Source organism: Micromonospora sp. WMMC415, from assembly GCF_009707425.1.
In the GTDB taxonomy this organism is placed as follows: domain Bacteria; phylum Actinomycetota; class Actinomycetes; order Mycobacteriales; family Micromonosporaceae; genus Micromonospora.
Genome location: NZ_CP046104.1, coordinates 3,068,268 through 3,091,607, shown reverse-complemented (window position 1 = coordinate 3,091,607; position 23,340 = coordinate 3,068,268). Strand labels below are relative to the sequence as shown.

The 23,340-nt window shown below is 72.7% G+C and carries 13 protein-coding genes and 1 tRNA gene; 8 read left to right on the top strand and 6 right to left on the bottom strand.

Annotation, left to right across the window (positions count from 1 at the left end):
- Nucleotides 1-440: 440 nt before the first annotated feature.
- Nucleotides 441-1,639 (bottom strand): IS3 family transposase gene (locus GKC29_RS14735; RefSeq protein ID WP_155331380.1). Its coding sequence is split into 2 segments (ribosomal slippage): nucleotides 441-1,351 and nucleotides 1,351-1,639, totalling 1,200 coding nucleotides; the frame shifts between segments, so codons are not numbered across the junction.
- Nucleotides 1,640-2,477: 838 nt separating this feature from the next.
- On the opposite strand from GKC29_RS14735, the gene GKC29_RS14730 reads away from it, so the two are divergent.
- The 3 genes from GKC29_RS14730 to GKC29_RS14720 are packed head-to-tail and all read left to right on the top strand — an operon-like array spanning nucleotide 2,478 to nucleotide 4,928.
- Nucleotides 2,478-3,212, top strand: a complete 735-nt coding sequence (locus GKC29_RS14730; protein WP_155331379.1) for a hypothetical protein — start codon at nucleotides 2,478-2,480, stop codon at nucleotides 3,210-3,212.
- A complete protein-coding gene (locus tag GKC29_RS14725) occupies nucleotides 3,205-3,855 on the top strand; it encodes a hypothetical protein (protein WP_155331378.1) in 651 nt (216 codons plus the stop codon). Before GKC29_RS14730 ends, GKC29_RS14725 begins: the two co-directional genes overlap by 8 nt.
- An 8-nt stretch (nucleotides 3,856-3,863) precedes the next feature.
- Nucleotides 3,864-4,928 carry a site-specific integrase gene (locus tag GKC29_RS14720; RefSeq protein ID WP_230689034.1) on the top strand — a complete coding sequence of 355 codons (1,065 nt, stop codon included), beginning with the start codon at nucleotides 3,864-3,866 and terminating at the stop codon, nucleotides 4,926-4,928.
- Nucleotides 4,929-5,141: 213 nt separating this feature from the next.
- On the opposite strand, the gene GKC29_RS14715 is transcribed toward GKC29_RS14720, so the two are convergent.
- The 5 genes from GKC29_RS14715 to GKC29_RS14695 form a co-directional block, all read right to left on the bottom strand.
- Nucleotides 5,142-9,767 carry a protein NO VEIN domain-containing protein gene (locus tag GKC29_RS14715; protein ID WP_155331376.1) on the bottom strand — a complete coding sequence of 1,542 codons (4,626 nt, stop codon included), beginning with the start codon at nucleotides 9,765-9,767 and terminating at the stop codon, nucleotides 5,142-5,144.
- A complete protein-coding gene (locus tag GKC29_RS14710) occupies nucleotides 9,767-10,399 on the bottom strand; it encodes an ATP-binding protein (protein ID WP_155331375.1) in 633 nt (210 codons plus the stop codon). The genes GKC29_RS14715 and GKC29_RS14710 overlap by 1 nt, the downstream gene beginning before the upstream one ends.
- A 1,158-nt stretch (nucleotides 10,400-11,557) precedes the next feature.
- Nucleotides 11,558-12,589 (bottom strand): site-specific integrase, encoded by a 1,032-nt coding sequence (locus tag GKC29_RS14705; protein ID WP_230689033.1) that lies wholly within the window; start codon nucleotides 12,587-12,589, stop codon nucleotides 11,558-11,560.
- A complete protein-coding gene (locus GKC29_RS14700) occupies nucleotides 12,586-12,912 on the bottom strand; it encodes an AbrB/MazE/SpoVT family DNA-binding domain-containing protein (protein ID WP_155331374.1) in 327 nt (108 codons plus the stop codon). Before GKC29_RS14700 ends, GKC29_RS14705 begins: the two co-directional genes overlap by 4 nt.
- Before the next feature lie 261 nt (nucleotides 12,913-13,173).
- Nucleotides 13,174-13,257: transfer RNA gene (locus tag GKC29_RS14695), tRNA-Leu, on the bottom strand.
- 189 nt (nucleotides 13,258-13,446) lie between these two features.
- Here GKC29_RS14695 and GKC29_RS30560 point away from each other — a divergent pair.
- From GKC29_RS30560 to GKC29_RS14670, 5 genes are all read left to right on the top strand, one after another.
- Nucleotides 13,447-15,909, top strand: coding sequence for a tetratricopeptide repeat protein (locus GKC29_RS30560; protein ID WP_370463346.1), 2,463 nt, complete (start codon nucleotides 13,447-13,449; stop codon nucleotides 15,907-15,909).
- 149 nt (nucleotides 15,910-16,058) lie between these two features.
- On the top strand, nucleotides 16,059-18,668 hold the full coding sequence (locus tag GKC29_RS14685) for a fibronectin type III domain-containing protein (protein WP_155331373.1): 2,610 nt from the start codon (nucleotides 16,059-16,061) through the stop codon (nucleotides 18,666-18,668).
- Nucleotides 18,669-18,697: 29 nt separating this feature from the next.
- Complete coding sequence (locus tag GKC29_RS14680) at nucleotides 18,698-19,693, top strand: MoxR family ATPase (protein WP_155331372.1); 996 nt, start codon at nucleotides 18,698-18,700, stop codon at nucleotides 19,691-19,693.
- Between the two features lie 13 nt (nucleotides 19,694-19,706).
- On the top strand, nucleotides 19,707-20,864 hold the full coding sequence (locus GKC29_RS14675; protein ID WP_155331371.1) for a DUF58 domain-containing protein: 1,158 nt from the start codon (nucleotides 19,707-19,709) through the stop codon (nucleotides 20,862-20,864).
- Nucleotides 20,840-23,329, top strand: a complete 2,490-nt coding sequence (locus GKC29_RS14670; protein WP_370463345.1) for a transglutaminaseTgpA domain-containing protein — start codon at nucleotides 20,840-20,842, stop codon at nucleotides 23,327-23,329. The genes GKC29_RS14675 and GKC29_RS14670 overlap by 25 nt, the downstream gene beginning before the upstream one ends.
- The last annotated feature ends 11 nt before the right edge of the window (nucleotides 23,330-23,340 follow it).

Below are 23,340 nucleotides of genomic sequence, written 5' to 3'. Positions count from 1 at the left end.
CGTTGCAGGCCAGTGCTCGGCGCACGCTCAGATGCGGGTGGGTTGCGAGCCGGTCCGCCAAGGTGTCGCTGATCTTCGGCGATCTGGCGGCTTCGGCGACCACCTCCAGGTCCGGGTCGTCGGCGAGGGCGGCAACAACGTCGGCTGGTAGATGCGTGGTCGCGGCGAGAGCCCCACGGATGGCCGGGTCTGGGCTGGCGGCGAGCCGCCGTGCCCAGTCCTCGGGGATCGGCGCGATGCCCGCCATGGCGACCACGACCGGTGGGTCGAAGCTGTCGACCTCGTCCGGCGGCAACAGCCCGCGCGACAGCAGACGAATCACGACCTGGGGGTCACCGCGATGGGCCAGGAGGCGGATATGGTTTCCGCTGAGATCGTCACGGTCGGCCAGCTCAAGCCACACCGAGGCGGGGGCTTGACCCCTGATCCTGGACACGGGTTTATGCGGCCGGGGCCAGCGTAGCTGGCGCTGACCGGGTGTTCTTCTCGTAGGTGATCGGTGGTTGTTGTCCGAGGCGGGAGTGGCGTCGGAGGGTGTTGTAGCGGTGCAGCCAGCGGAACGTGGTCAGTCGTGCTTCGCGTTCGTCGGTGAAGGCGCGGCGGCCTTGTAGGGTTTCGCGTTTGAAGGTGGCGTTGAACGACTCTGCGGCGGCGTTGTCGGCGGAGCTGCCGACCGCGCTCATCGACTGCCGGACCCCTGCCGTGGTGCAGGCCTCGGCGAAGGCCCGGGAGGTGTATTGGGCTCCGTGATCGGTGTGGATGATGGCCCCGTGCAGGCTGCCCCGGGTGCGCTGGGCGGCGCGGAGGGCGTCGATGACCAGGTCGGTGCGCATGTGATCCGCGATCGCCCAGCCGGCCAGGCGCCGGGAGTGCAGGTCCAGGACGGTGGCCAGGTAGAGGAAGCCGCGCTCCCCGACCGGGATGTATGTGATGTCACCGACGTAGCGCTGGTTGACGGCGCCGGCGGTGAAGTCCCGGCCGATCAGGTCCGCAGCCTTCGCCGCGGCCGGATCCGGCACCGTCGTACGTGTGCGCCGCCGTAGGCGCAGCCCTTGCACGCCGAAGCGGCGCATCACCCGGGCGACCCGCTTACGGTTGACCGCCAGACCGGCATCACGGAGTTCAGCGGTGATCCGTGGTGCTCCGTAGGTGCCGTCATGCTCGGCGTGCACCGCCCGGATCCGGCCCACCAAAGCGACGTCCGCGGCATCCCGGGCGGCCCGCGCTTCGGCGCCCGAGCGCCAGTAGTAGAAGCTCGAGCGGGACACCCCGATGACCTGACACAACCGCTTCACGCCGTAGCGCTGCTGATGGTCGGCGACGAACTGGAAGCGGTTCACCAGCGCGTCTCCCCGGCGAAATACCGGGCCGCCCTCCGCAGAATGTCCCGTTCCTCCTCCAACTCGCGGACCCTGCGCCGCAACGCGGCGTTCTCGTCCTCCACCGACCCGGCCGCCGGCGGCGCCGCCGGCCCGGCCGCCGCACCTCGACGCTGATCATCGGCGCGGACCCAACTGCGCAACGTCTCCCGGTTGACCCCGAGATCATCAGCGATCTGCGCGATCGTCGCCCCAGGCCGAGACCGGTACAACGCGACCGCGTCAGCCTTGAACTCGGCGGGGTAGTGCTTGTTCACCATCTGTCAGGGACTCCTGATCTCCCCGGACCATCACGATCCAAGGCTCAAGTGTCCAGGACCAGGGGGCAACTCCCGAGAATATCCGCGGGTCCACGAACTCTCGGCCTCGGCAGCCACGGGTGGTCGCTCCCGGGAAAGCTGCGGGGACACATCGAGCATGTGTCCCCGTGCGCCTACAACCCCGATCACACCGTCCACATTCGGGCGCGGCTCAAAGCGCCTGACCGGCATGGGCGTGTTCGGCCTGGTCCACACCGCTGTGGCAGGCGGCGCTGCCGTGGTGGTCGGCACGTAGCACCCGAGCCGCCGCATGCCGGGCTGATCCGGGCGGTCTAGATCGCGGAGTCGCTCCGGCCGGCGATCTCCCTACTCGGACCCGGCCGTCGTCGCCGTGCTCCGGGCCAGGTACCAGCTGAAACACGCTGACCTGAACGCGGAGGGCGCCGAAGCCGCCGGTGAGCTCAAGGCGCGCGTCGCGAATGCCCGCCGCATCGATCCCTGATACCAAGGGGACCCTGGCCGTCCTACCGCCGCCGCGCGGACCTCGCCCACCGCCGGCTTCACCACGAGAAGCCGGTTGTTGGCTACCCCAACAGCATGCACGGAACCGCTGTTGGGCAACGCCCAACACTGTTGTCCAACGCCGAAAACTGTTGGGTCAACGCCGAGAAGCTGTTGGGCGAATCCCCTCGAACTGTTGGGTAGCGCCGCCCAACAGGCCTGGACGCGTTGTTGGGCGCTGTTGGGTACCCGGCCATCGGATTCGGTGGTCTGCCCCGGGCCGCGGAGGCCATTCGTAGGTGCGAACACGGCCAGTCAGCGCGGGAGCTACCCGCACATGACTGCTCAGCCCAACCCCACGCCGAACGGCGCGACACGCCCGAACCCCTCCAACAACGACGCACCGACACACCACGGCGACGCAGTCCTCATCGGCGGCGATGTCCCGATCGCAGTCTGGCGGCTCGACGACCGCGACGACACCGGACCCGCCGTCGCCCCGGACTCCCGCCTTGCGTCGCGCCTGGCACAGCGACTCGTCCTCGTGTACACCCGACGCGGCGACGCGGTCATCGACTTCGACAACGACCCACAGCTGGAGCACGCCAGCGCCCACACGTCCCGCTCGTACCTGTCCATCACCGACCCCAGCGCAGTCGCAGACCTCGACACGCTCACCGCACCCGTCAGCCTCGTCGTCCTGCGGTGGCCGCCCCGACACACCACCCAGACGCCGGCCAGCATCACCGACCTGGTCGCCGCCTGCCGGCTCATCATGACCGCCGACACCTGCGCGATCGCCGCCGTCAGCTCCGCAGCGCCCGGCGAACCCGGCACGACCTACGCCGAGCACCTCAGCGAACTCCTGCCCGCTGCCCGCGCCGCGGGCCTGACCCACATCCTGCAAATCGTCGCGGTCACCGGCCCCGGCGACGGCGACGGCGACGAGTTCCTGTACTACGCCACCCGGGCCGACGCCGAGGCGGCACGGCACGGCTGGCCGGTCGGCGACAACGGTCCGAGCTACAGCGTCGACCTCCTGGTCTTCACCAACGGGAGTCGCCATGACTGACCGCGACTCGCGTCAGGTCGGGGGTGGCGCGTCGCGACGCGCCACCCCCCGCCGCAGCTACAGCGACGACTCGGCACGAGTCGCCGACAACGCGGCAACGACTTCGTGGCGTCACGGCACTGAGTCAAGCTGCGGTGCCGCCGCTCCAGCGAAAGGCCGCCCCTCCGCCTGGCGCGATGTCGACGATGCGCCGCTTGAGGTGAGTACCCAGCCGGCCCCGCTGCGGCACACGGGCATCGGCGCGGAGCTGCGGCCCATGCCGGGGCTGCCGATACTGGTGCCGCCAGCTGCTGCGCACGGTGCTGGGATTCGCTGCGTGGTCACACCGGTTGACCGCGATGGGCGGCTGGCCGATCGGTCAGTGTTGACGTTCATGGGTTGGTCCGCCGGGCAGGCGGTGGAGTTGGCGGTTAAGCCTGGCCCGATTGTGGTCGCCCGCACCGGTCGTACCGTCCACATCAACCCGCGGGGCCATCTGCGGCTTCCCCTGTCGGTACGCCGCAGGTGCCGGATCGCCGCCGGAGATCGGGTCCTGGTCGCCGCGAACCGGCGACGGGGCGAGCTGCTGGTGATTCCGATGGCCACGGTGGACGACATGGCCGTCCTCTACCGCCAGTCAGACGACGGCGGGGCCGGGCGATGACCGGGCCGATGGATCAGCACGCGCAGATGGAGACGCTGCGCAGCCTGCTCAAGCAGCTTGGTGTCGCCCCTGAGCAGTTGCTCACCGACACGACGGCGGCGCCGGTGGCGGTGCCGACGTTCGACGACTACGTGTGGCAGGTTGCCGAGGCGGTCTCACCCGGCACCCGCCGGGTCTACAGCTCGTACTGGCAACGTATCTGCCAGCACTGGGGCACCCGGCGTATCACCGAGCCGACGCCCCTGGAGATCAAGCGGCTGGCCGAGGAGATCCGCGGCGCGGTGGTAGTGCGCCGCAACACGCGCGGTGGCCGCACCGCGGCCGAACACTTGATCGCCGCCATGCGCTGCATCTACCGGCACGCCGTCATGGATGGGCTGATCCGGGAGGCCGACAACCCCGCCGCCAGGGTCGCCAAGCCCCGCCGGCTGGCCAGCACCCGCCGCGCCCTCCCCGAGGCGCAGCTGGCCGCAATCAGCCATATCGCCGCGACTACCGGTAACGACCCGCACCTGGACAGCTTGCTAATCCGGCTGCACCTGGAGACCGCCTGCCGCCGCGGCGGGGCGCTGGCGCTGCGCCCGCGAGACCTGGATCCAGACCAGTGCCTCATCTACCTGCGGGAAAAGGGCGGCACGTCCCGATGGCAGCCGGTGTCCCCGACCCTGATGCGGCACCTGCTGGACCACCATGCCGAGCGGGGCGACAGCGACCGCAACGGCAGCCTGCTGCGCTACCGTGACGGTCGGCCACTGACCTACCGCCGCTACGACCACCTGTGGCACCGCATCGGCACCCACCTGCCCTGGGTCGCGGCGCAGCAGGTCAGCACCCACTGGCTGCGCCACACCACTCTGACCTGGGTCGAACGCACCTGCAGCTACGCTGTGGCCCGCGCCTACGCCGGACACAGCGGCAAGAACGACGTCGGCACGACCATGACCTACGTGCGCGCCGAAGTCCAAGAAGTCGCCGCCGCCCTAGCCGGGCTCACCGGCGAGCCGCACCCCCTGGCCGGGCCCGACACCAGCAAGCACGATCATCCGCCGCGGGCAGACTGGCTACGTTCATAAGACCCAACGCCGTTTGCGCCAGCTTTCGCGCCCGCTCAGCCAGCCTTCCTGCTCTCACACGTCGATGGAAATGTCGTCGCTCACGGAATTCCTCGGGGCTGACGGCGCGTCTGGCAGATCGTCGCGCCCTCGCCGACGACCTGCACGGGCAGGGCCGCCGGGACAACTGCCCGCCAGCGCCCGACGGCGAAGGGCTGTCCGACAAGCTCACGGTTAGGCGATGGTGAACCGATAGCGGACGCCGTCGCCGATCGGCCGGTAGACGCCGCTGTGTGCTGGGTCGAACGGGTTGGGCAGAAGATGGATCCGCCGCTCGACGCCTCGGAAGACGTTCGTGATGAAGAGGATCGTGTAGCGTTCATTCTTTCTTAGGCCCCGTGCTCGAGTGATCTCCGCAGGGGTGAGCAGGAACTCGGACGCTTCGCTCTCGGATGCCTTGACCTCAAACATCAGACGCCGGCGGCCCTGCTCGACCAGGATGTCGTACCCGAGGGTGTCGTCCCCGCCGTCGTCGCCGAGCAGTTGGTTGCGATAGCCGGAATGCCAGCACTGCAGCTCGTTCAGGCTCGGGTAGCGCTCCTTGAGCCACTCCAGCGCCGCGATCTCGCCGGCCAGACCGATTGCAGCCAATTTGGCCTCCGGCGGCCGGCTCTGCCGGGCGGCGGTCGTTCCGGGGCCGCCCCACCCGGGTGCACGGCGCGACGGGCGTTCGGCGGCCTCCAGTGAGGTGCGACCATTGGCGGCGCGGAACTCGGGCGTGATGCTCGCCCGGACGGCCGTGGCGATCTGTGCGTAGTTCGTCTCGTCGGCTACCAGCAGAACCCCGTCGATCTGGACGGTCCGGCGTTCCAGCTCGCGGCGGTCGCGGATTTCCCGCTGCTGCTTTCGGGCCAGGTCGAGGGCGTCGGCGGGCAGGCCGAGCGTGCCCAGGTCGGTGGAGCGGGGCATGCCGGCCGGCCAGAGCTTGGTGTCCGCGGCCCAGGTCAGCAAGCGGTCCGCGTCGACTGGCTCGAAGTCCAGGACGCCTGCGCTACTAGCCGCGTCGGCGACCGCGGTTGGCTCACCCGGCAGGCCGGACGGGGTAAGGCCGCGCTGGGTTTCGTACGCCCGGACGACCCGGGCGGCCTCGGCGGCCCAGCTCAATGCCGCAGTGCGGTTGACAATCCGCAGCCGGTCGAGCGGCTCGAGCACGGCATCAACGCCGAGATCACCGGCGCCGGACGCGGCCAGCCAGGCGTTGACTCGCTCGATCATCCGGGCAACGGGGACGGCGGGAAAGTAGTCCAGCGCCCACTCCGGATCGGGGCCGAGGGTTGCCAGCGTCCGCTGCGCGACGTACCGGTCCAGCGGGCGGCCGGCCCGAAAGTCGGCGAGGAAGGCCGCCCGCAGGGCATCGAGCATCGGCCCGGTGCGCTCGGCGACGAAGGCCCGAAACTGCTGGGCGATCCCCTCCGGGTCGGTCAGAGGATGGTACGGCGCCCCGAGCGCCCGAATCGCCGCATTCAACGGGCGCAGTTCGATGCCCAGCAACCGCCGAGCCGCGTCCAGGCCCTCGGTGGCGGCCTGGAGCAGCGCGTCCGGTGTGGCCGTGGCGTCGCTGCGGTCGCACAGCCATGCCGCGATCTCGCCGGGGGTGACCGTCGTGTCGTCGCCGTCCAGATCGTGCGCGCGGGCCGGGTCGAGGGTGGCGACCAGCGGGACGAGAACCTCGAGGGTGACCTCGTCGGGCCGGCGGATCGCGGCGCGCACCTCTTCCACCCTGGCGACCGTTTCGCGGAGGACGTCGGCGATCGCGGCCGGCGACGGAGACTGGTCGGGTCCGTAGCCGTCCCGGGCCAGCTCGATCAGGGCGAGCCGGAGGGACTCGTCCAGCGACGGATGACCGAGCAGTTCGCCGACGGCCGGGGTGGCGCGTTCCAGTAGCCGCTGGCGGTCGGGCGAGCGCAGTAGCAGGACAGTCGGATGGGCGTCGTCTGGCACGGCCAAGTGCCGCGCTTCGGTCGTAGCCCCGCCGAAGCCCGCCTCGATCCGGTCGGCCTCTACGACGCGGATCCGGCGGAGCATTGTGTTCGCCCGGCGCAGCACGTCGGTTCGACTGGCCCGGACGCTGCGCCCTCGCAGGTCGATCACAGCGGCAACCAGGTCAGCGAACCAGTCCTGGTCCGGCTGCATCAGCAGCGGCGGCGTGTCCGACGGGGTGAACGGGATGCCGTCGACGGTGACCGTCGGGTGCACGCCGGAGACCCGGTGCACCCGAGCGCCGAACGCCGCGACCAGCCGGTCGGCGACGGCGGACGCCTCCGGGCGGCGCAGGCGGAGTACTGGGAGTCCGCACTGCTCGAGCATCCGGAGTCGTTGCCGCTCGTCCGTGTCCTGCACGAACACAGGATCGGTGGCCGCCTCGGCGGCGAGGTCGATCACGTCGATGGTGGTGCCGCGGGTGACCACCAGCGGTGCTCGGCTCTGGCCCTCGTGGGGCGTTCCGGCGGAGCGGTGGCGGACGAAATCTGTCCAAGCGTCCTCGTACGCGTTGCGGAACGGGGGCACCACCGTATCCGGCACCTGCCCGGTCTCGAGCAGTTGGGCCAGCAGCAGGACCCGGTCGGCCGCGGTGGCCGGGTCGTCCCAGGTGCGGATGCCGAGGTGGGCAGCCCGTGCCTCAGCGACCGGGTGGGCGTGGATCAGGCTGCGGACCCTGGGCGCGATGACGGCTGCGAACGGCAGCGCGTCCCCCCGATCTGACCAGGCCTCTCGTGCCTTGCGATAGGTGACGTTGCTGCGGTCGCGCGGGGCGGTGACCGGCAGCCAGTCCGCTTCACTCAGGAAGGCCGCGGCCGGCGTCGGCAGATCGAAGGCGTCCGTGCCGTCGTTGTACCGCCGCACCGTCACCGTGAGCGTCTCGTCTGGCCAGGTGGCGAGGCCGTGGGCGATCAGCCGCGCGTACGCCATCCGGGCGGGACCGGGAAAGCGCGCGTGGTCGTCCTGGCCCGCCAGGCGATAGAGCGCGCTGCGGCTGAGATATGTGGTCTGCGGCCGGCGTCCCTGCGGTCGAGCGCGGCCCGTCGCCCGGCGCCAAACCTCCCTGGTCTCGACGGTTAGAGCGCGCGGGACGGCGAAGTAGTTCCCCTCGAAGGCGCCGCCGTACCCGTTCATCTGCGAATCCGGCACGGGATCTGGGACCAGGCCGGCATGCACGCCGATGCGACCAAGGAACTCCCGCCACCGCTCTCGGGGGTGGCCGGCGAACGGCGGAGCGTCCGGCCCGGCGAGGATCCGGCGTCGCAGGGCGGCCATCTCGGGGAACTCGTCGGCGGTGTGGCGCAGCAGGTCGTCGAGCAGCGCGGGCTCGGGGCCGCCCCAGTCCTTGGACAGGTGGGCCTCAGCCGCGGGGAGCCAATCGCCGTCGCGGCACGGCACGCGGAGATCCATCTCGCGGATCTCGCGCCAGGGTGGATCGGCGAGGCCAGTAGCGAAATGGTACGTCCACAGCAGCACATCGGCGGCCAGGTCCGGCCTGCGCTTCAGCTCCTCCCCGATGGTCCGGAGCAGCGTGGCGGCCCGGTACTCCCGGACCAGACCGGCTTCCAGCAGCGTGCGACCGGGCCGCTTGGCGATGGCGCTTCCGGTGCGGGTGTTCCAGGGCAGCGCCGACGTGACGTAGAACAGCCGGTGGCGCAGCGACTCCGGCGGCTTGAGGTCGTCGCCGACGGCATCCGGCGGGTCGGCGTCCGAGCGCGGGGAGAAGAACGCGGTCGGGCCGCCGCGGTCGCTGTTGCAGGCGCGCAGCCGGCCGTCGTCATCGATCAGGATCGTACGGCCGCGCAGGACCGTACGCTGCCGCACCGCGCCGGCCAGGTCGTCGTAGAAGGCCATCCAGACGTCTGGGTCGAACGGCGCCGACGCCAGGCCCTGGGCAATGCGCTCCGCCCAGGCGGCGATCTCCTCATCCGGCGCGGTCAGAGTCCGGCCGGCAAGCGTCCGGGCGGTCGCGCCGATGCTGGCCCGGCGTCTCTTCGACAGTGCGGCCGGGAGCAACGGGACGTGCGCGCGCCGGGCCAGCCGCTCGGTTGTCAGCACCTTGCGCCCGCCGTCATCCCAGGCGAAAACCTGCGACAGCGAGGCTCGCGCGCCCGAGTCACCCTCGATCGGCACCACCGGCACGGTAGCGGCGTCGTGGCCGAGGGCGCCGAACGCGTCCCGCAGCCGCCCGGCGTCCTCGGCCGTCCAGGAGAGCAGGTCAGCGAGGGTGTCCACATCGATCGGCACGTCGCCGCTGCGCGCCGCGAGCAGCAGCCGGGCGCACAACATCGCGACTTCGTCGAGCAAGGTGTCGTTCAGCGGCACCGACTGTTCGAGAGCGACCCTGGCAAGCTTGGCGAAGAACGGCGCGTTGACGTGCGCGGCCAGCGGCGCCCGAGCGTCCCGCCCCATCGGCAGATGGGTGTAGAGGCGGTGGTCGCCGGGCTCGTCGCCGAGGGTCGCGGCGATCGACACGTGGGCGTCGCCGCGCCAGTCCCGCCAGCCCTCGCTAATGTGGTCGCCCTCGATGCTCCGCCGGATCGCCTCGGCCAGCGTCGCCTCGGGGACCAGCTTATCGGCCACGAAGTACCGACCTGCCGGGCCCAGATCCACGATCGATGCCGAGACCCCGCCGTCGAAGCCGGCCAGCGGCGTCTCGCGCCGGCGCAGGGTCTCGCGGACCGGCTGAAGGCCGCCGATCTCGACGGTCAGCTCGGCGATCCGGCGCAAGAACAGCAGCGTCGGTGGTGTCCCGCCAAGCAGGCGCATCTGCGCCATCGCGTCCGCGCGGGCGTCGTCGCTCTTGAGCGGCAGTCGCACTACTGTGGAGTACTCCTCGGCAAGCAGCCCGACCACCGCCGCCGGCCGGTGCGGCTGAGGGAGTGGCAGACACAGGTGGAAGACATCGCGTTCGATGTCGCGACCTCGCCGGCAATGTCGGGGCCGGCGATGCCGATCAGCTGCTTGCGCAGCTCCGGGCCTGTGGCGAAGCGGAAAGAGTAGGCGTCGTCAAGGTCTGTCGAGGTCGAATAGACCTCGGGCGAGCGGGACAGCTGCAGGACCGATTTGAACCCGATGCCCTTGTTGCCGATGCCCTCATCGGGCCGCTTGTCCGACCGGGCAACGTCGCTGATCGCGTCGAAGTTGCTGTCGCCGAAGCCGTTGCCGGTGTTCGCCACGTACAGCACGCCGTGCTCGCCCTCTTCGGGATCGAGCCGGACCAGGATCCGTCCGGTCCGCTCTTCGCCATCGTGCGCATCGTGTGCGTTCTGCACCAGCTCGACCACGGCTCGGTGCTCGTAGTCGCGGACCGCCTGCTCGGTCAGGTTCTTCAAGCCGCGGGCCGGGTTCCAATCGTCCTTCGAACGCAGGTACGACCGGATGCGGCCACGTGTGGTGTCCTCGATCCGTCGCTGGCGCGATCCGATCGAGGAGGGCTGGACCTGAGTCACGCCTTGAGGATGTCACCCAGGTGCGACACAGGCCGCAGTGCGCCACAGCGGACATGCGGTGTTCGAAACCCGGCGCCGAACCCCTCAACGATGCGCTGGTACACACTCATATCGCTGTGGGCGCCATCAAGCGTGTCTTAGACAGCGGCCAGACGCGGCCGGAAGATGGCATCGACACTCACGGCAACCGCCCGGCCACTGACGGAGGACTAAGGGCCGCCTGCGCAGGTGATCAAGTAGGGTGGGCGGACGTGAAGGTTCTCGGTATCCGATGCACGAAAGACAGTCTCGACTGGGTTGTGCTGGACGGGTCTTGCCGGTCGGACGCTCACCGGGTGGAACAACGCCGGGTGACCGCGCCGGATGAAGATCGAGGAAAGCAGCTCGCGTGGGTGCGCCGCGAGGTGACCGCAGTTCTGGACAAACACGCTCCGCAGGGTGCGGCACTGAGGGCGTCCGAACCAGGCGGTCAATCCGTGAGCATCGGACGAGCAGAGGTCGAGGGAGTTGTTCAGGAATGCCTCGCCACAAGGAGTGTGCCATGCACGCGAACTCTCTCAGCAACACTACGCGGCGCTTTCAAGGCACGAAGTAAGGCTGAGCTGACTGAACGCGAAGTGGAAATTCCGTGCGTGGCCAAGACAGCTCAGACGAGGCGGGAACCGGTCGTCGCCGCCGTCGCGTTGCTGCCCGCGTAGGCGACCCATGCCGTACCACAAGATTAGGCGCCTGGGCGGTGGCGCCAAGGCGATTAGCGTCGGCCGACGAGTGCCCTGAGCTGGGAGTCTACGGGGTGAAAGGCCTCTGTGGAGGCGGGAAGAGCGGGTGAGATCACGTCGGGGAGGCCGGCGGATCACTGCCGTGTAGGGCCACAGCTCTCGCCAGTCAAACTGGTACCCGGCCTCACGCTCGTCGTTCGCGTACCGATAGACCAGCTCCGCCTCGAACAGCCAGGCGTGGCGAACCAGCGCACATCCCCAACACCCGTGACGCCCCACTTGCCAACACGTGGCGTTGAGCATCAACGCTGCGAACGAGATTCAGCTTTCGGGTGGCTCCACCGGGGTGGCTCGTACATTCATAACCGGCGCCGGGCACCTCAACGAGGAACGGTGGCCTCCCTCGACACTGTCGAGGGAGGCCATACGGCGGTAATCTCTAGGCTTCCGCGGCGAGGGGATGATCCTCGCCGGTCAGACCGGCCAAAGCCACCGCGACCTCGTGCAAGGTTGCCCGTACGTAGGTGGCTGTCGAGCCGCTCCCACTGCCGCCGTCGGTGTGGCCGGCGTAGGCGCGGGCCACGGCATGGCCGTGGGTGCGCTCGACCCAGGTCAGGGTGGTATGCCGCAGCCAGTGTGTACTGATCTGCTGGGTGTGCACCCACCGCAGATGCTGCCCGATCCGCGCCCACAGATGGTCGTAACGCCGGTAGGTCAGCGGCCGACCATCGCGGTAGCGCAGCAGACTGCCGTTCCGGTCGTCGTCACCCCGCTCGGCGTGATGCGCCAGCAGGTGCCGCATCAGCGTCGGGGAGACCGGCTGCCACCGGGACGTGCCGCCCTTCTCCCGCAAGAAGACCAGACATTGGTCGGTGTCCAGGTCCCGTGGGCGCAGCGCCAGCGCCCCGGCACGACGGCAGGCCGTCTCGGTGTGCAGCCGGATCAGCAAACTGTCCAGACCCGGGTCATCCCCCGTGCTGGCCGCCACCTCGTTGATCTCCGCCAAGCGGACGTCTCCGATCGCTCGCCGGGTGCTGGGCAGCCGGCGCGGTTTGTCCACCTTCAACGCCGGGTTGTCGGCCGCATCCAGGTACCCGTCCGCCACCGCCCGCCGGTACAGGCACCGCAGCGCGGCCACCAAATGTTCGACAGCCGATCGGCCGCCGCGATTGTTGCGTCGCGCCACCACGTTCGCCTGCACCTGGGCGCGCAACTGCTCGATCTCAGACGGGCGCGGTTCGTCGATACGCCGATCCCCCCATGCCTGCACCACCCGATTCCAGTACGAACCGTACGCCCGACGAGTACCCGGCGACACCGCAGCGGCCACCACCGGCACGTACTCGGCGAACGTCGGGGCCAGCGGACGGGCCGGCCGCACCTGCAGCAGATCGGCCGGAGAGATGCCCATCCGCTCGAGTAGTAACCGGGCAGCCTCCAACTCCGGCCGGCCAGCGACGGTCTGGCTCACGCCGCCTCACCCCCCGCCACGGCAGCGTGCACGTCGGCCAGCAGCCGGTCGAGCACGGCAAGGGGATGGGCCACCAGTACACCGGGGGCAGGGTCCGCAGCAAGCAGAACGCGATCCCCCGCCGTCAGCCGGCACCACCGGCGCACCGCCAACGGCAGATGCAGGTGACCACGATCGCCGATGCAGTGGACAGCATCGACTGCCGTCCGGGCCACGATGATTCCCGCCTGCTCGCGGATGTCCAGCCGGGTCCCCGGCCCCCAGCCAAGCACCCGGACGATACTGCGATCGGCGACTCGGCCGCTTTTGTCCACCGCGCTCAACGCGTAGACGGTGTCGGTCGCTCGCGGGGATCTGGATTCCAACGCCGGTACGGGAAGCGGCCGTCGACTCCGACCCATTGGACCAGCACCGGCACCGCCAGGGACCACCTTGGGGATCACCGGCGGCACGAACGAGGCGGTCACCACGACCACCCCCGCCCCGGCAGCGCGGTCGCCCGCAGAGACGCCAGAGGGTAGATGAGGTGTTCAAACGACCTTGAACACGAACACGTGAAACAGCGCATAGATGCGGAAAATCTGTGTCCGAGGGGGGACTTGAACCCCCACGCCCTATACGGGCACTAGCACCTCAAGCTAGCGCGTCTGCCATTCCGCCACCCGGACCTGCACGTCCAGCCTACCGCGCCGGCCGAGGTGATCTTCTCACCGGTCGGCCGCCCGGCGGGCCGCACGGGGAGTTACTGTACACCGCCCCCGTGGATCATGCACATCGACTCCCGGCGGGTGGGCGGAACCGGACGGACGGGCCACTCCGGGTAGCGTCGGAGCACATCGTGCCGGCAGCATGACGACGTGTCGCATCCCTCCCCCCTGGCCGCCGTCCAGCACCGGGCCCTCGCTCTGCGCGACGCGGGTGACCTGACCGCCGCACGCCGGTTGCTGGGCGAGGCCGTCGAGTCCGCCGGTCCGCCTTACGGCCCGGACCACCCCGACGTGCTGAGCACCGCCCACCTGCTGGCCCGGCTCCACCGCGAGGCCGACGACCCGGCCGCCGCCCGCCGGGTCCTGGAGGAGGCGTTCGCGGCCGGCGAGCGCCGCTGGCCGCACGCCGACCCGCTGATGTTGGCGCTCTCCTTCGAGCTGGCCGCCGTGGCCGACGAACTCGGCAACCGGCACGAGGCCCGCCGCAACTACCGCCGCGTCGCCACCGCCGGGCCCGCCGTGCTCGGCGCCGACCATCCGGCGGTACGCGCCGCACGCGCGTACCTCGGCGATGCCGCTCCCGCCCCGGCCGACACCGCGCCGGGTACGCCGGACGCCGTCGATCAGGCCCCCGGCCTCGCCGCGTCGACCGGTCTGAGGCCTCCACCGGACGTGCACCCGGTCGGCCCGCCACCCTCGCCGACTTCCGGCGGCGCGGGCTCCTCCGGGAGCGTGCCCGATCTCGCCGCGCTGACCGCACCCACGGTTTCCCTGGCGGTGCTCAGCACCTCCTGGCGACCGCACGACGGCGCCACGACGGTCGCCCGGTCGACCACCACGGGCCCCGGCCCGTCCTCTGCGCCGCCACCGACCGCTCCGGCACCCGGCCGCCCCGCGCCGCCGTCGGTCACCGCTCCGCTCCACACCCCGCCGGCGCCGTCGCCAGTCCCCTTCCCGCTCCAGGTTCCGCAAGCGCCGCGGCAGGTGGTCGCCCCGACCTCGGGCCCACCGGTGTCGCCGCAGGCTGTCCCCCCGGCTGCCAGCCCATCCACCCGGCCTCCGTCCGCCGAGCCGACCCGGCCGGCCACCACAACCGGGCCGTCCGCCGGGCCATCCCGGCCAGCCACCACAACCGGGCCGGTCGGCGCGACGCCACACCGGGCAGCAGCCACGACCGGCCCATCGGCGTACGTGGCACCGCCCGTCACGCACGCCCCGTCGCAGGGATCACCGCCGTCGGCGTTCCAGGCGACTCGGCCGCATCCCGAGCCGCACCCCTCACCGCCCGCGCCCGACCCCGTCAAGGGCGGGCCGGCAGCCCACGGGACGGCGCCCGGCACCGCCACGCGACAGTCGCCCACCCTGCCTGCTTCCCGGCAGCCGATCAGCGACACGGGCCCGGCCGACGCGGCCGACGGTCGGGGCGGCAGACTGGCCCCCGCCTCCGGGCCGCCGACCTCGGCCGGCCCGTCCGCCGAGGCGGTGCCCGGAACGCGTTGGGACGCCCCGACGGTCCGGGTACGGCAGATCGAACCGCTGCTCGCCGAGGAGGCCACGCGCGGAAGCGCCCGGCCCGGCAAGCAGGCACCGCCGGTGGCTCCTCGGCACGGCGCCGAAGGCGCGGCGGCCGGCGATCCGGACACCGGGCCCGCCTCGAACCACCCGGTGGGCGGTCCACCACCGGGGACGCCTCCGGCCACCGCTTCGCCGGTGAGCACGCCGCCCGGGCCGTCGCAGGTCAGCGAGCCTCCCTGGCCGCACTCCCCCGCCAGCGGGCCCCCGGTCAGTGCGGCACCGGTCCCGCCCTGGGTGATGGCCGAGTCGCGGTGGGACGCCGCTGCACCACCGGCGTTTGCCAGCCGGTATGACGTTCCGTCCGGCGCTGGCGAGCCGGCGATCCTGACCAGCGGCGCACCGGCCACCGGCACCGCCGGCAGCACCCAGCCCGCGTACCCGACCAGCGGCGCACCGACCGCCGGCACCGCCGGCAGCACCCAGCCCGCGTACCCGACCAGCGGCGCACCGACCGCCGGCACCGCCGGCAGCACCCAGCCCGCGTACCCGACCAGCGGCGCACCGACCGCCGGCACCGCCGGCAGCACCCAGCCCGCGTACCCGACCATCGGTCCGCCGGGGGGTGGGCTGTCCGCGTACCCGGTCAGGGAGCCGGAGGGGCGCGGCCGGAACCGCATCGTGGTGATCGGCCTGGTCGCGGCCGTGGGCCTGGCCATCGTGGTGGCCGCCGGAGTGGGCGCGGTGGTGCTCGGCCGCGACGAGCCGGCGCCGGCCGCCGCTCCCCCGCCGGTCACGACGGCGAGCCCGAGCCCGAGCGTGGCGACCGGTGCGCCGCCGACGGACCTGGCGCTGCGGGACGACTCCGCCACGATCACCCTCACCTGGACCGACCCGTCCGGTGGAGCGGTGCCGTTCATGGTGGCCGCCGGTCGTGCGGGTCAGGGCCTGGGCGTGCTGGCCAGGGTGGACCCGGGTGTGACCAGCTACACGGTCAACGGGCTGAACTCCCGGGTGGACTACTGCTTCACGGTGCTCGCCGTGTACTCGACGGACACGTTCGCCACGTCCGGACAGGTCTGCACCGACCGGGCGGGGTGACGGCGGGATCGCACACGCTGTGTGTCCACAGGGGGACGGTACGGGTTCCCCTGGCACGGCCGGGCCCATATGATGGCACCCGGCTTTCGGGGAGGGCCGCCGCTTCCGGCCCCGTCACCTGCTCAAACGACACGGAGAGGCAGCCGGTTGTGGCCACCGCCGACGACACCGTGAACGCCCCGCCCCGCCGGTTCCGGGGCGGGCTGGTCACCGTCGCCACGGTGGCGGCCCTGCTGGCCGCGCTGGGGTTGACGGTGCTGGGTGTCGGCGCCGCCGACAACGCGGTCGCCAGCTACGACGCGAGTTCCTGGCTGTGGAGCACCGCGCGCAGCGAGCTGGCCCGGGTCAACGGGGTGACCGCCCGGGTGGACACCCGGGTGGAGGTTCCGGGCGCGCGGCGGCACCCGATGCAGGTCACCCAGACCGACCGGCTGCTGGTCCTGCGGGATCTGACGACCGGCCAGGTCAGCTCGCTGGACCTGGCCACCCTCCAGATCACGGCCACCTCGCGGACGACCCCCGGACTGGGCGTGAACGTCGCGCTGCACGAGGACGCGGCGTTCGTGGTGGACGCGGTGCAGGGTGTCGTCCGGCAGCTCGACCCGCGCTCGCTGGCGCCGGTGGGCGAGCCGGTCCGCTACCCGCCGGGGATCACCGGGGGGTCGTTCGACGGCGAGGGTCGGCTGTGGATCGCCGTCCCGAGTGAGGGCACGGTCTCGGCGGTCACCGCCGCGCCCCTGCCGTCGGCACCATTGTCCGCCGCACCCGCCGGGGCGGGCCTCAGCCCGAAGCGGGTCGAGACGTACGAGGTGGCCGAGCCGAGCCACGAGCTGGTCGTGTCCGCCCTGGACGACGGGGCGGCGGTGCTCGACCGGACGGCGGGCGTGCTGGTCCTGGTGCGCCGGGGCGACGTGACGCGGACGCCACTGACGACGTCCGCGCCCGCCGCGCTGCCCGCCCGCACCAGCGGGCCGGCGGTGCCGGTCACCGTGCCGGCCGAGCGGCGGGTGCACGTCGTCACCGACGGCGTGGTCCGCAGCTTCACCGTGCCGGGCAGCGGGGCCGGCCTCGGCCCGGCCGTGTCGTGGGCCGGCCGGATCTACTGCGCGGACGAGGCGACCGGCACCGTGTACGCGTTCGACGGTGCCGGCCAGCTGGTCGACACCGTGAAGGGCCGGCCGGCGGGGCCGCTGGAACTGGAGGTCCGGGAGAACCACCTCTTCATCAACGCCCCCGACTCCTCGACCGCCCGGGTGGTGGACGACCGGCACCAGGTGCGCGAGGTCGACAAGTACGCCAACGACGTGCTCGGCGGCGACCCGCCGCCGGCTCCCCCGCCGCCGCCCCCGCCGAAGAAACCGACGGTGGGTAAGCCGGGGCCACCCCGCGCGGTCACCGCCGCGGCCGGCAACGCCCAGGCGCGGGTGAACTGGCGGGCCGCCGCCGCCAACGGCGCCGAGATCACCAGGTACGTGGTGAGCGGGGGCGGCCAGCGCGTCGAGGTGGGCGCCAACCAGCGCGCGGTCGAGGTCAAGGGCCTGACCAACGGCGAGACGTACCGGTTCTCGGTGTTCGCCGTCAACGCCAAGGGCAACGGTCCGGCCCGTACCAGCAACCCGGTGACGCCGACGGCGGCGGTCCCGGACCCGCCGGCAAGCGTCACCGCCGAGGCGCGGCCGGACGGCACGGTGCTGGTGCGCTGGCCGGCGGCGAACGGGCAGGGCAACACGATCGCCCAGTACGCGGTCACCGCCTCCTCGGCCGGCACGAACGCCCCGGCCGGCGAGGCGACGAAGACGGAGCTGGTGGTGCCGGCGGGCGAGCTGGAGTACGGCACGCAGTACGCGTTCACGGTCGTGGCGGTGAACGACAAGGGCGCGGGTTCGGCGGCGTCCCCGGTGAGCAACACCGTCGTGCCGTACGCGGCGCCTGGGCGGCCGGTGGACCTGCGGGCGACGACGGTGGCCGACCAGCCCGGCACGGTCGCGGTGCGGTGGTCCCCGGCCGAGCCGAACGGGCGGCCGGTGACGGGTTACCTGGTCGATGTGGGCGGCCGGCGCAGCGAGGTGACCGACACCCGCACGACGGTGAACGGCCTGGGCGACGGGCAGAACGTGACGGTGACCGTCAAGGCGGTCAACGAGGCCGGGCCCGGTCCGGAGGCGACCGCCACCGCCCGGACGGTGGCTGAGCCCCGGGTGACGGTGACCGGCTCGTCGGCGACGGCCACCGCGGCGACGGTGACGTTCACCGTGGACGCCGGCGGCGGTCAGGCGACCTGCGCGCTCAGCACCGGCGGCGAGCCGGCGAAGGCCGGCCCCTGCTCCCGGATCACCATGTCCGGGTTGGCGCCGGGCACGGCGTACACGTTCACGGTCACCGCGAGCAACGCGGCCGGCCAGGGCACCGCCACGCGCGCCCAGGCGACCGCCGCGCTCTACGGGACGGCCACCTGCCGTAACGGTGACTCCGGGGCGGAGGCCACGTACTGCGACGCGGACGTCGACGGCCGCAACGGCAACGAGGTCTTCTCCGTTCCCCGGCAGGACAACAACCGGCAGGTCGGGTGGGCGCGGCCGGGGACGCGGCTCAAGGCGTTCTGCAAGAGGCAGGGCGAAGAGGTGTACGCGTACATCTACAACGACCACAAGCGCAGCACCTGGTGGGTGCAGGTCGACTACAAGGGACGCAACTACATCCCCTGGGCCTGGCTGAACCTCGACGGCGGCGACGACATCGGCGTCCTGCCCACCTGCTGACTTCGACGCCAGGCAAGGAGCACCACCGCGTGAATCCCCCCGAGCCGCTCACCCAGCCGGAGGTGCAGGGCTTCGCCGCGCTCGCCGCCCGGCTGGCCGATAACGTCAACGCGGTCGTGCTGGGCAAGCCGCAGGTGGTGCGGCTCGCCCTGACCGCCCTGTTCGCGCAGGGGCACGTGCTGCTGGAGGACGTGCCGGGGGTCGGCAAGACCACCCTGGCCCGGGCGGTGGCGGCCACGGTGAAGGGTGAGTGGCGGCGGATCCAGTTCACGCCGGACCTGCTGCCCTCCGACGTGTCCGGGGTGACCATCTTCAACCAGGCGACCCGGGGGTTCGAGTTCCACCCGGGGCCGGTGTTCGCCAACATCGTCATCGCCGACGAGATCAACCGGGCGTCGCCGAAGACCCAGTCGGCGCTGCTGGAGGTGATGGAGGAGCGCACGGTCACCGTGGACGGCGTCCGCCATCCGGTGCCGCAGCCGTTCCTGGTGGTGGCCACGCAGAACCCGGTGGAGATGGACGGCACGTACCGGCTGCCCGAGGCCCAACTGGACCGCTTCCTGGTGAAGCTCTCCGTCGGGTACCCGGACGAGGCGGTCGAGGTGGAGGTGCTGCGCGGGGCGACGATCCGCTCCCCGGAGGCGCTGACTCCGGTGACCGACACGGCCACCGTCGGGGAGATGGTGCGGATGGCCCGGCGGGTGCACATCGCCGAGCCGTTGTACGCGTACGCGGTCAAGCTCGCGACCGCGACCCGGAACCACCCGCAGGTCCGGGTCGGGGTGAGTCCCCGGGGGGTGATCGCGCTGACCCGGGCGGCGTGCGCGTACGCCCTGATCGACGGGCGGGGCTGGATCATGCCGGAGGACCTGAAGACCCTCGCCGAGCCGGTCTTCGCGCACCGGCTGCTGCTCACCCCGGACGCGCAGGTGCGCGGGGTGACCGCGGCGGAGGTGCTGCGTCAGGCGGTCGCCTCGGTGCCGGTGCCGCTCCCCTCCGGGCAGCCGGCCCCGGCGCGGAGCTGACCGGGGCGCTGCCGTGGGGATCACCGCCCGGGGTGTCGGGCTGCTCGTCGCCGCCGTCGTGCTGCTGGCCGTCGGCTTCCGGTTCGGGTACCCGGAACTGGCGCTGCTCGGCGCGGCGGCCGGGACCGCGGTCGGGTACGCGCTGGTCACCGCGGCGTGGCGGCCCCGGCTGGAGGTGACGCGCCACGCCGAACCGGACCGGGTGGCCCGGGGTGAGCCGGCCGCGATGACGTTGACCGTGCGGAACACGGGCCGGCTGCGCGCGGCGAGCCTGGTGGCCGAGGACCGGTGCGGCGGGGCGGGTGTGCCGGTGCCGCTGCTGCGGCTGCGTCCCGGGCGGGACACCACGGTCCGGTACGACGTGCCGACGGCACGCCGGGGTGTCGTGCCGGTGGGGCCGCTGCGGGTCACCCGGCGGGATCCGCTGGGGCTGGTGGCGCTGTCCCGCCCGTACGGCGGGACGGTTCCGGTGTGGGTGCACCCGCGGATCCACCCGCTGACGGCGGTGCCGACCGGCGCCGGCCGCAGCCTGGACGGGCGGGTGGACGCCGTGCCGCACGGTTCGATCACGTTCGACTCGCTGCGGGAGTACGTGGTCGGCGACGAGTTGCGCCGCGTGCACTGGCGGACCAGCGCCCGGGTGGGTGAGCTGATGGTCCGCGAGAACGTCGACACCAGCCTGCCCCGCCTGGTGGTGCTGCTGGACAACCGGGCGACGGCCCACCCGGATCGGGTGGAGGGGGTGGCGGAGTCGTTCGAGTCGGCGTGCGAGGCGGCGGCGTCGGTGGTCACCGCCGCCGTCCGCGCCGACCTGCCGGTGGTGCTGCTGCTGGTCGCGCCGGAAGCGACCGGCACGACGGGATTCACCGCGGCGGGATCCGGCACGGCCCCGCTGGACCGGCTCGCGGCGGCGCAGCTCGGCGAGAATGCACTCGACGCCACCCTTACCCGGCTGCGGCGGGACCGCCCCGGCGACACGCTGGTGGTTCTCACCGGCCCCGGCGGGCAGGGTTCGCTCGGGCGGATCGGGGCGCTGCGGGGCGCGTACCCGTCGGTGGTGGTCGGTGTGTTCGGGGCCGCGCGGCCGGCGCAGGCGACCGACCTGGTGGTGATCGACGCCGTGGACGGCGCCGCGTTCGCCGCCGAGTGGGACCGGGTGCGGCGCTGGTGACCGCGACGACCCGACCCCCGCACCCGGACCCGGTGGATGCCCGGCCAGAGGTGTTAACAAGGGGCCCTTCTACTACCGCAGGCGTTAAAAGGGGGCCCTTCCTTACCGACATTCCGGTGGTGGTGGCGGTGGGGGGCATGGTGACGCTCGCCGGGGTGGCGTTGGGGCGGGTGTACGCGGGGGGACTGCTCACCGGGTTGGTCGCGGGCGCGGCAGCCGGGTCGGTGCTGGTCGGGATGGCGTGCCGGCGGCTGCCGTCGTGGTTGGTGGCGCCGCTGTCGGTGCTCGGCATGACGGCGTGGACACTGTGGTCGCTGCGGTTGGCCGCAGGCCGGGCCGACCTGCCCGGATCGCTGGTCGAGGTGGCCGCCGACGCCGCCCGCAACGGCATCCCCCGGCTGCTGACCGCGATGATCCCGGTCGAGCCCACGCCGGACACGGTGCTGGTCCCGGTCGTCGCCGCCTGGCTGGCCGGCCTCGCCGCCACGGAGGTGGCGCTGCGGGCGGGCCGGGTGCTGCTCGGCTACCTGCCGCCGGTGCTGCTCTACGCCGGCGCGCTCTACGTGGTCGGGCCGAACGCCGACCCGGCGGTACGGCCGACGCTGGCGTTCGTGGCGGTGGCGGTGCTGGGGCTCGCCGTCCCCCGTGCGGCCGGGACGGCCGCCGACGACCCGGCGCTCGGCCTGCCACCGGCGGCGCGCGCCGCGCTGCGGACCCGGCTCGCCGGGGCGTCGGCGGCCGGGGCGGCGGTGGTGGTCGGGCTGGCCGCGCTGCTCGGTCCGGCGCTCGCCGGGCAGGTCGGGGGGCACCCGGTGGATCCCCGCCGGTACGTGGATCCGCCCCGGGTGGACACCCTCGACGAGAATCCGCTGATCCGCATCTCCGGCTGGGCCCTGAACCCGGACCAGAGGCTGCTGGAGGTGACGACGCGGCCGTCATCCGGCGCGGATTCGACCGACGCCGGCGCCGAACCGCCCGCCGGTGGCGGCCCGACCGCGGGTGCCGGCGGCGACGACGTACGGATCCGGCTGGCGGTGCTCAGCGACTACGACGGTGTGACCTGGCGGGTCGGGGCGACGTACCGCAACGCCGGCCGGATCCTGCCCGCCACGGCGCCCGCCGCCGGCAGCACCGTCGACACGGTACGGCAGGACATCACCGTCGCCGACCTGACCGGGCGGCTGCTGCCCGCCGTCGCCACCCCCCGCGAGGTCACCGGAGCGCGGGTGGCGTACGACCCGGCCACCGGGACGCTGATCCGCCCGGAGGGGCTGACCCCCGGGCTGCGGTACGCGGTGACCTCCGCCCGGGAGCGGCCGGACGCCAACCTCCTGGCCACGGCGAACGTCCCGGCCGGGGAGGAGGTGGCCCGCGTGCTGCGGGTGCCCGACGGGGTACCCGACCCGCTGCGGCGGCTCACCGCCCAGCTCGCCGAGTCCAACGGGGCACCGTACGCGCGGGCCGCCGCCGTCGAGCAGTTCCTCGCCGAGCACTACCGGCTCGTCGCGGACGCGCCGAGCGGGCACGCGTACCCGAATCTGGCCTTCTTCCTGTTCGGTCCCCGCGACGCGGGCGGGCAGCGCGGCACGTCCGAGCAGTTCGCGGCGGCGTTCGCGGTGCTGGGCCGCCTCGCCGGCCTGCCCACCCGGGTGGTGGTCGGCTTCCAGTCGCCGGGCAGCGGCCCGGTGCGGGCCGGTGACGCGTACGCCTGGCCGGAGGTGCTCTTCGACGGGCTCGGCTGGGTGCCGTTCGACCCGCTGCCCCGGCCGGACACCGAGCCGCGCCCGGTGGAGGAGGACTTCCGGCCGCCGCCGGAGGAGCCGCCGCCGTCGGAGGCGCCGCAGCCCACCCCCGAGCCGACGCTCCCGCCGGAGCCGGTGGCCGCGCCGGGCCGGCCGGCCGGGTCCGGCGGCCCGTCCACCCCGGTGCTGGTGGCCGGCGGCACCGGCGGCACGCTGCTGGTGGCGGCGGCGCTGCTGCTGGCCCTGCTGTGGCTGCGCCGCTCGCTCAGCCGGAACCGGTTGTCCCGGGGTGGCCCCGGCGAGCGCGTGGCGGGCGCCTGGCGGGAGGTGACCGACGCGCTGCGCCTCGCCGGTCATCCGGTCTCCGGCGACCTGGCGGCCACCGAGATCGCCGCCCGCGCCCGCGACGTCCTCGCCACCGCACGCCAATCTCCCGCCGGGACCGACGACGAGGCGGTCGGGGCGGGTGTCCGGGAGCTGGCGGGCCTGCTCAACCGGGTGGCGTTCGCACCGGGCACGGTCGCCGAGGAACAGTCGACCCGGGCCGTCGTCGCCGCTCAGGGCTACGTGGCGGCGCTCCGCGCCGCCCGTCCGTGGTGGCGCCGGCTTCTCTGGTCCGTGCATCCCGGTCCCCTGTTCCGGGCCCGGCGTCCCCCCACCGGCCGGGTGAGCGCCCGGGACGGACGACGCCGTGGTGAGCGAATGACGGTGGGCCGGCGTTGAGACCGCGCGTC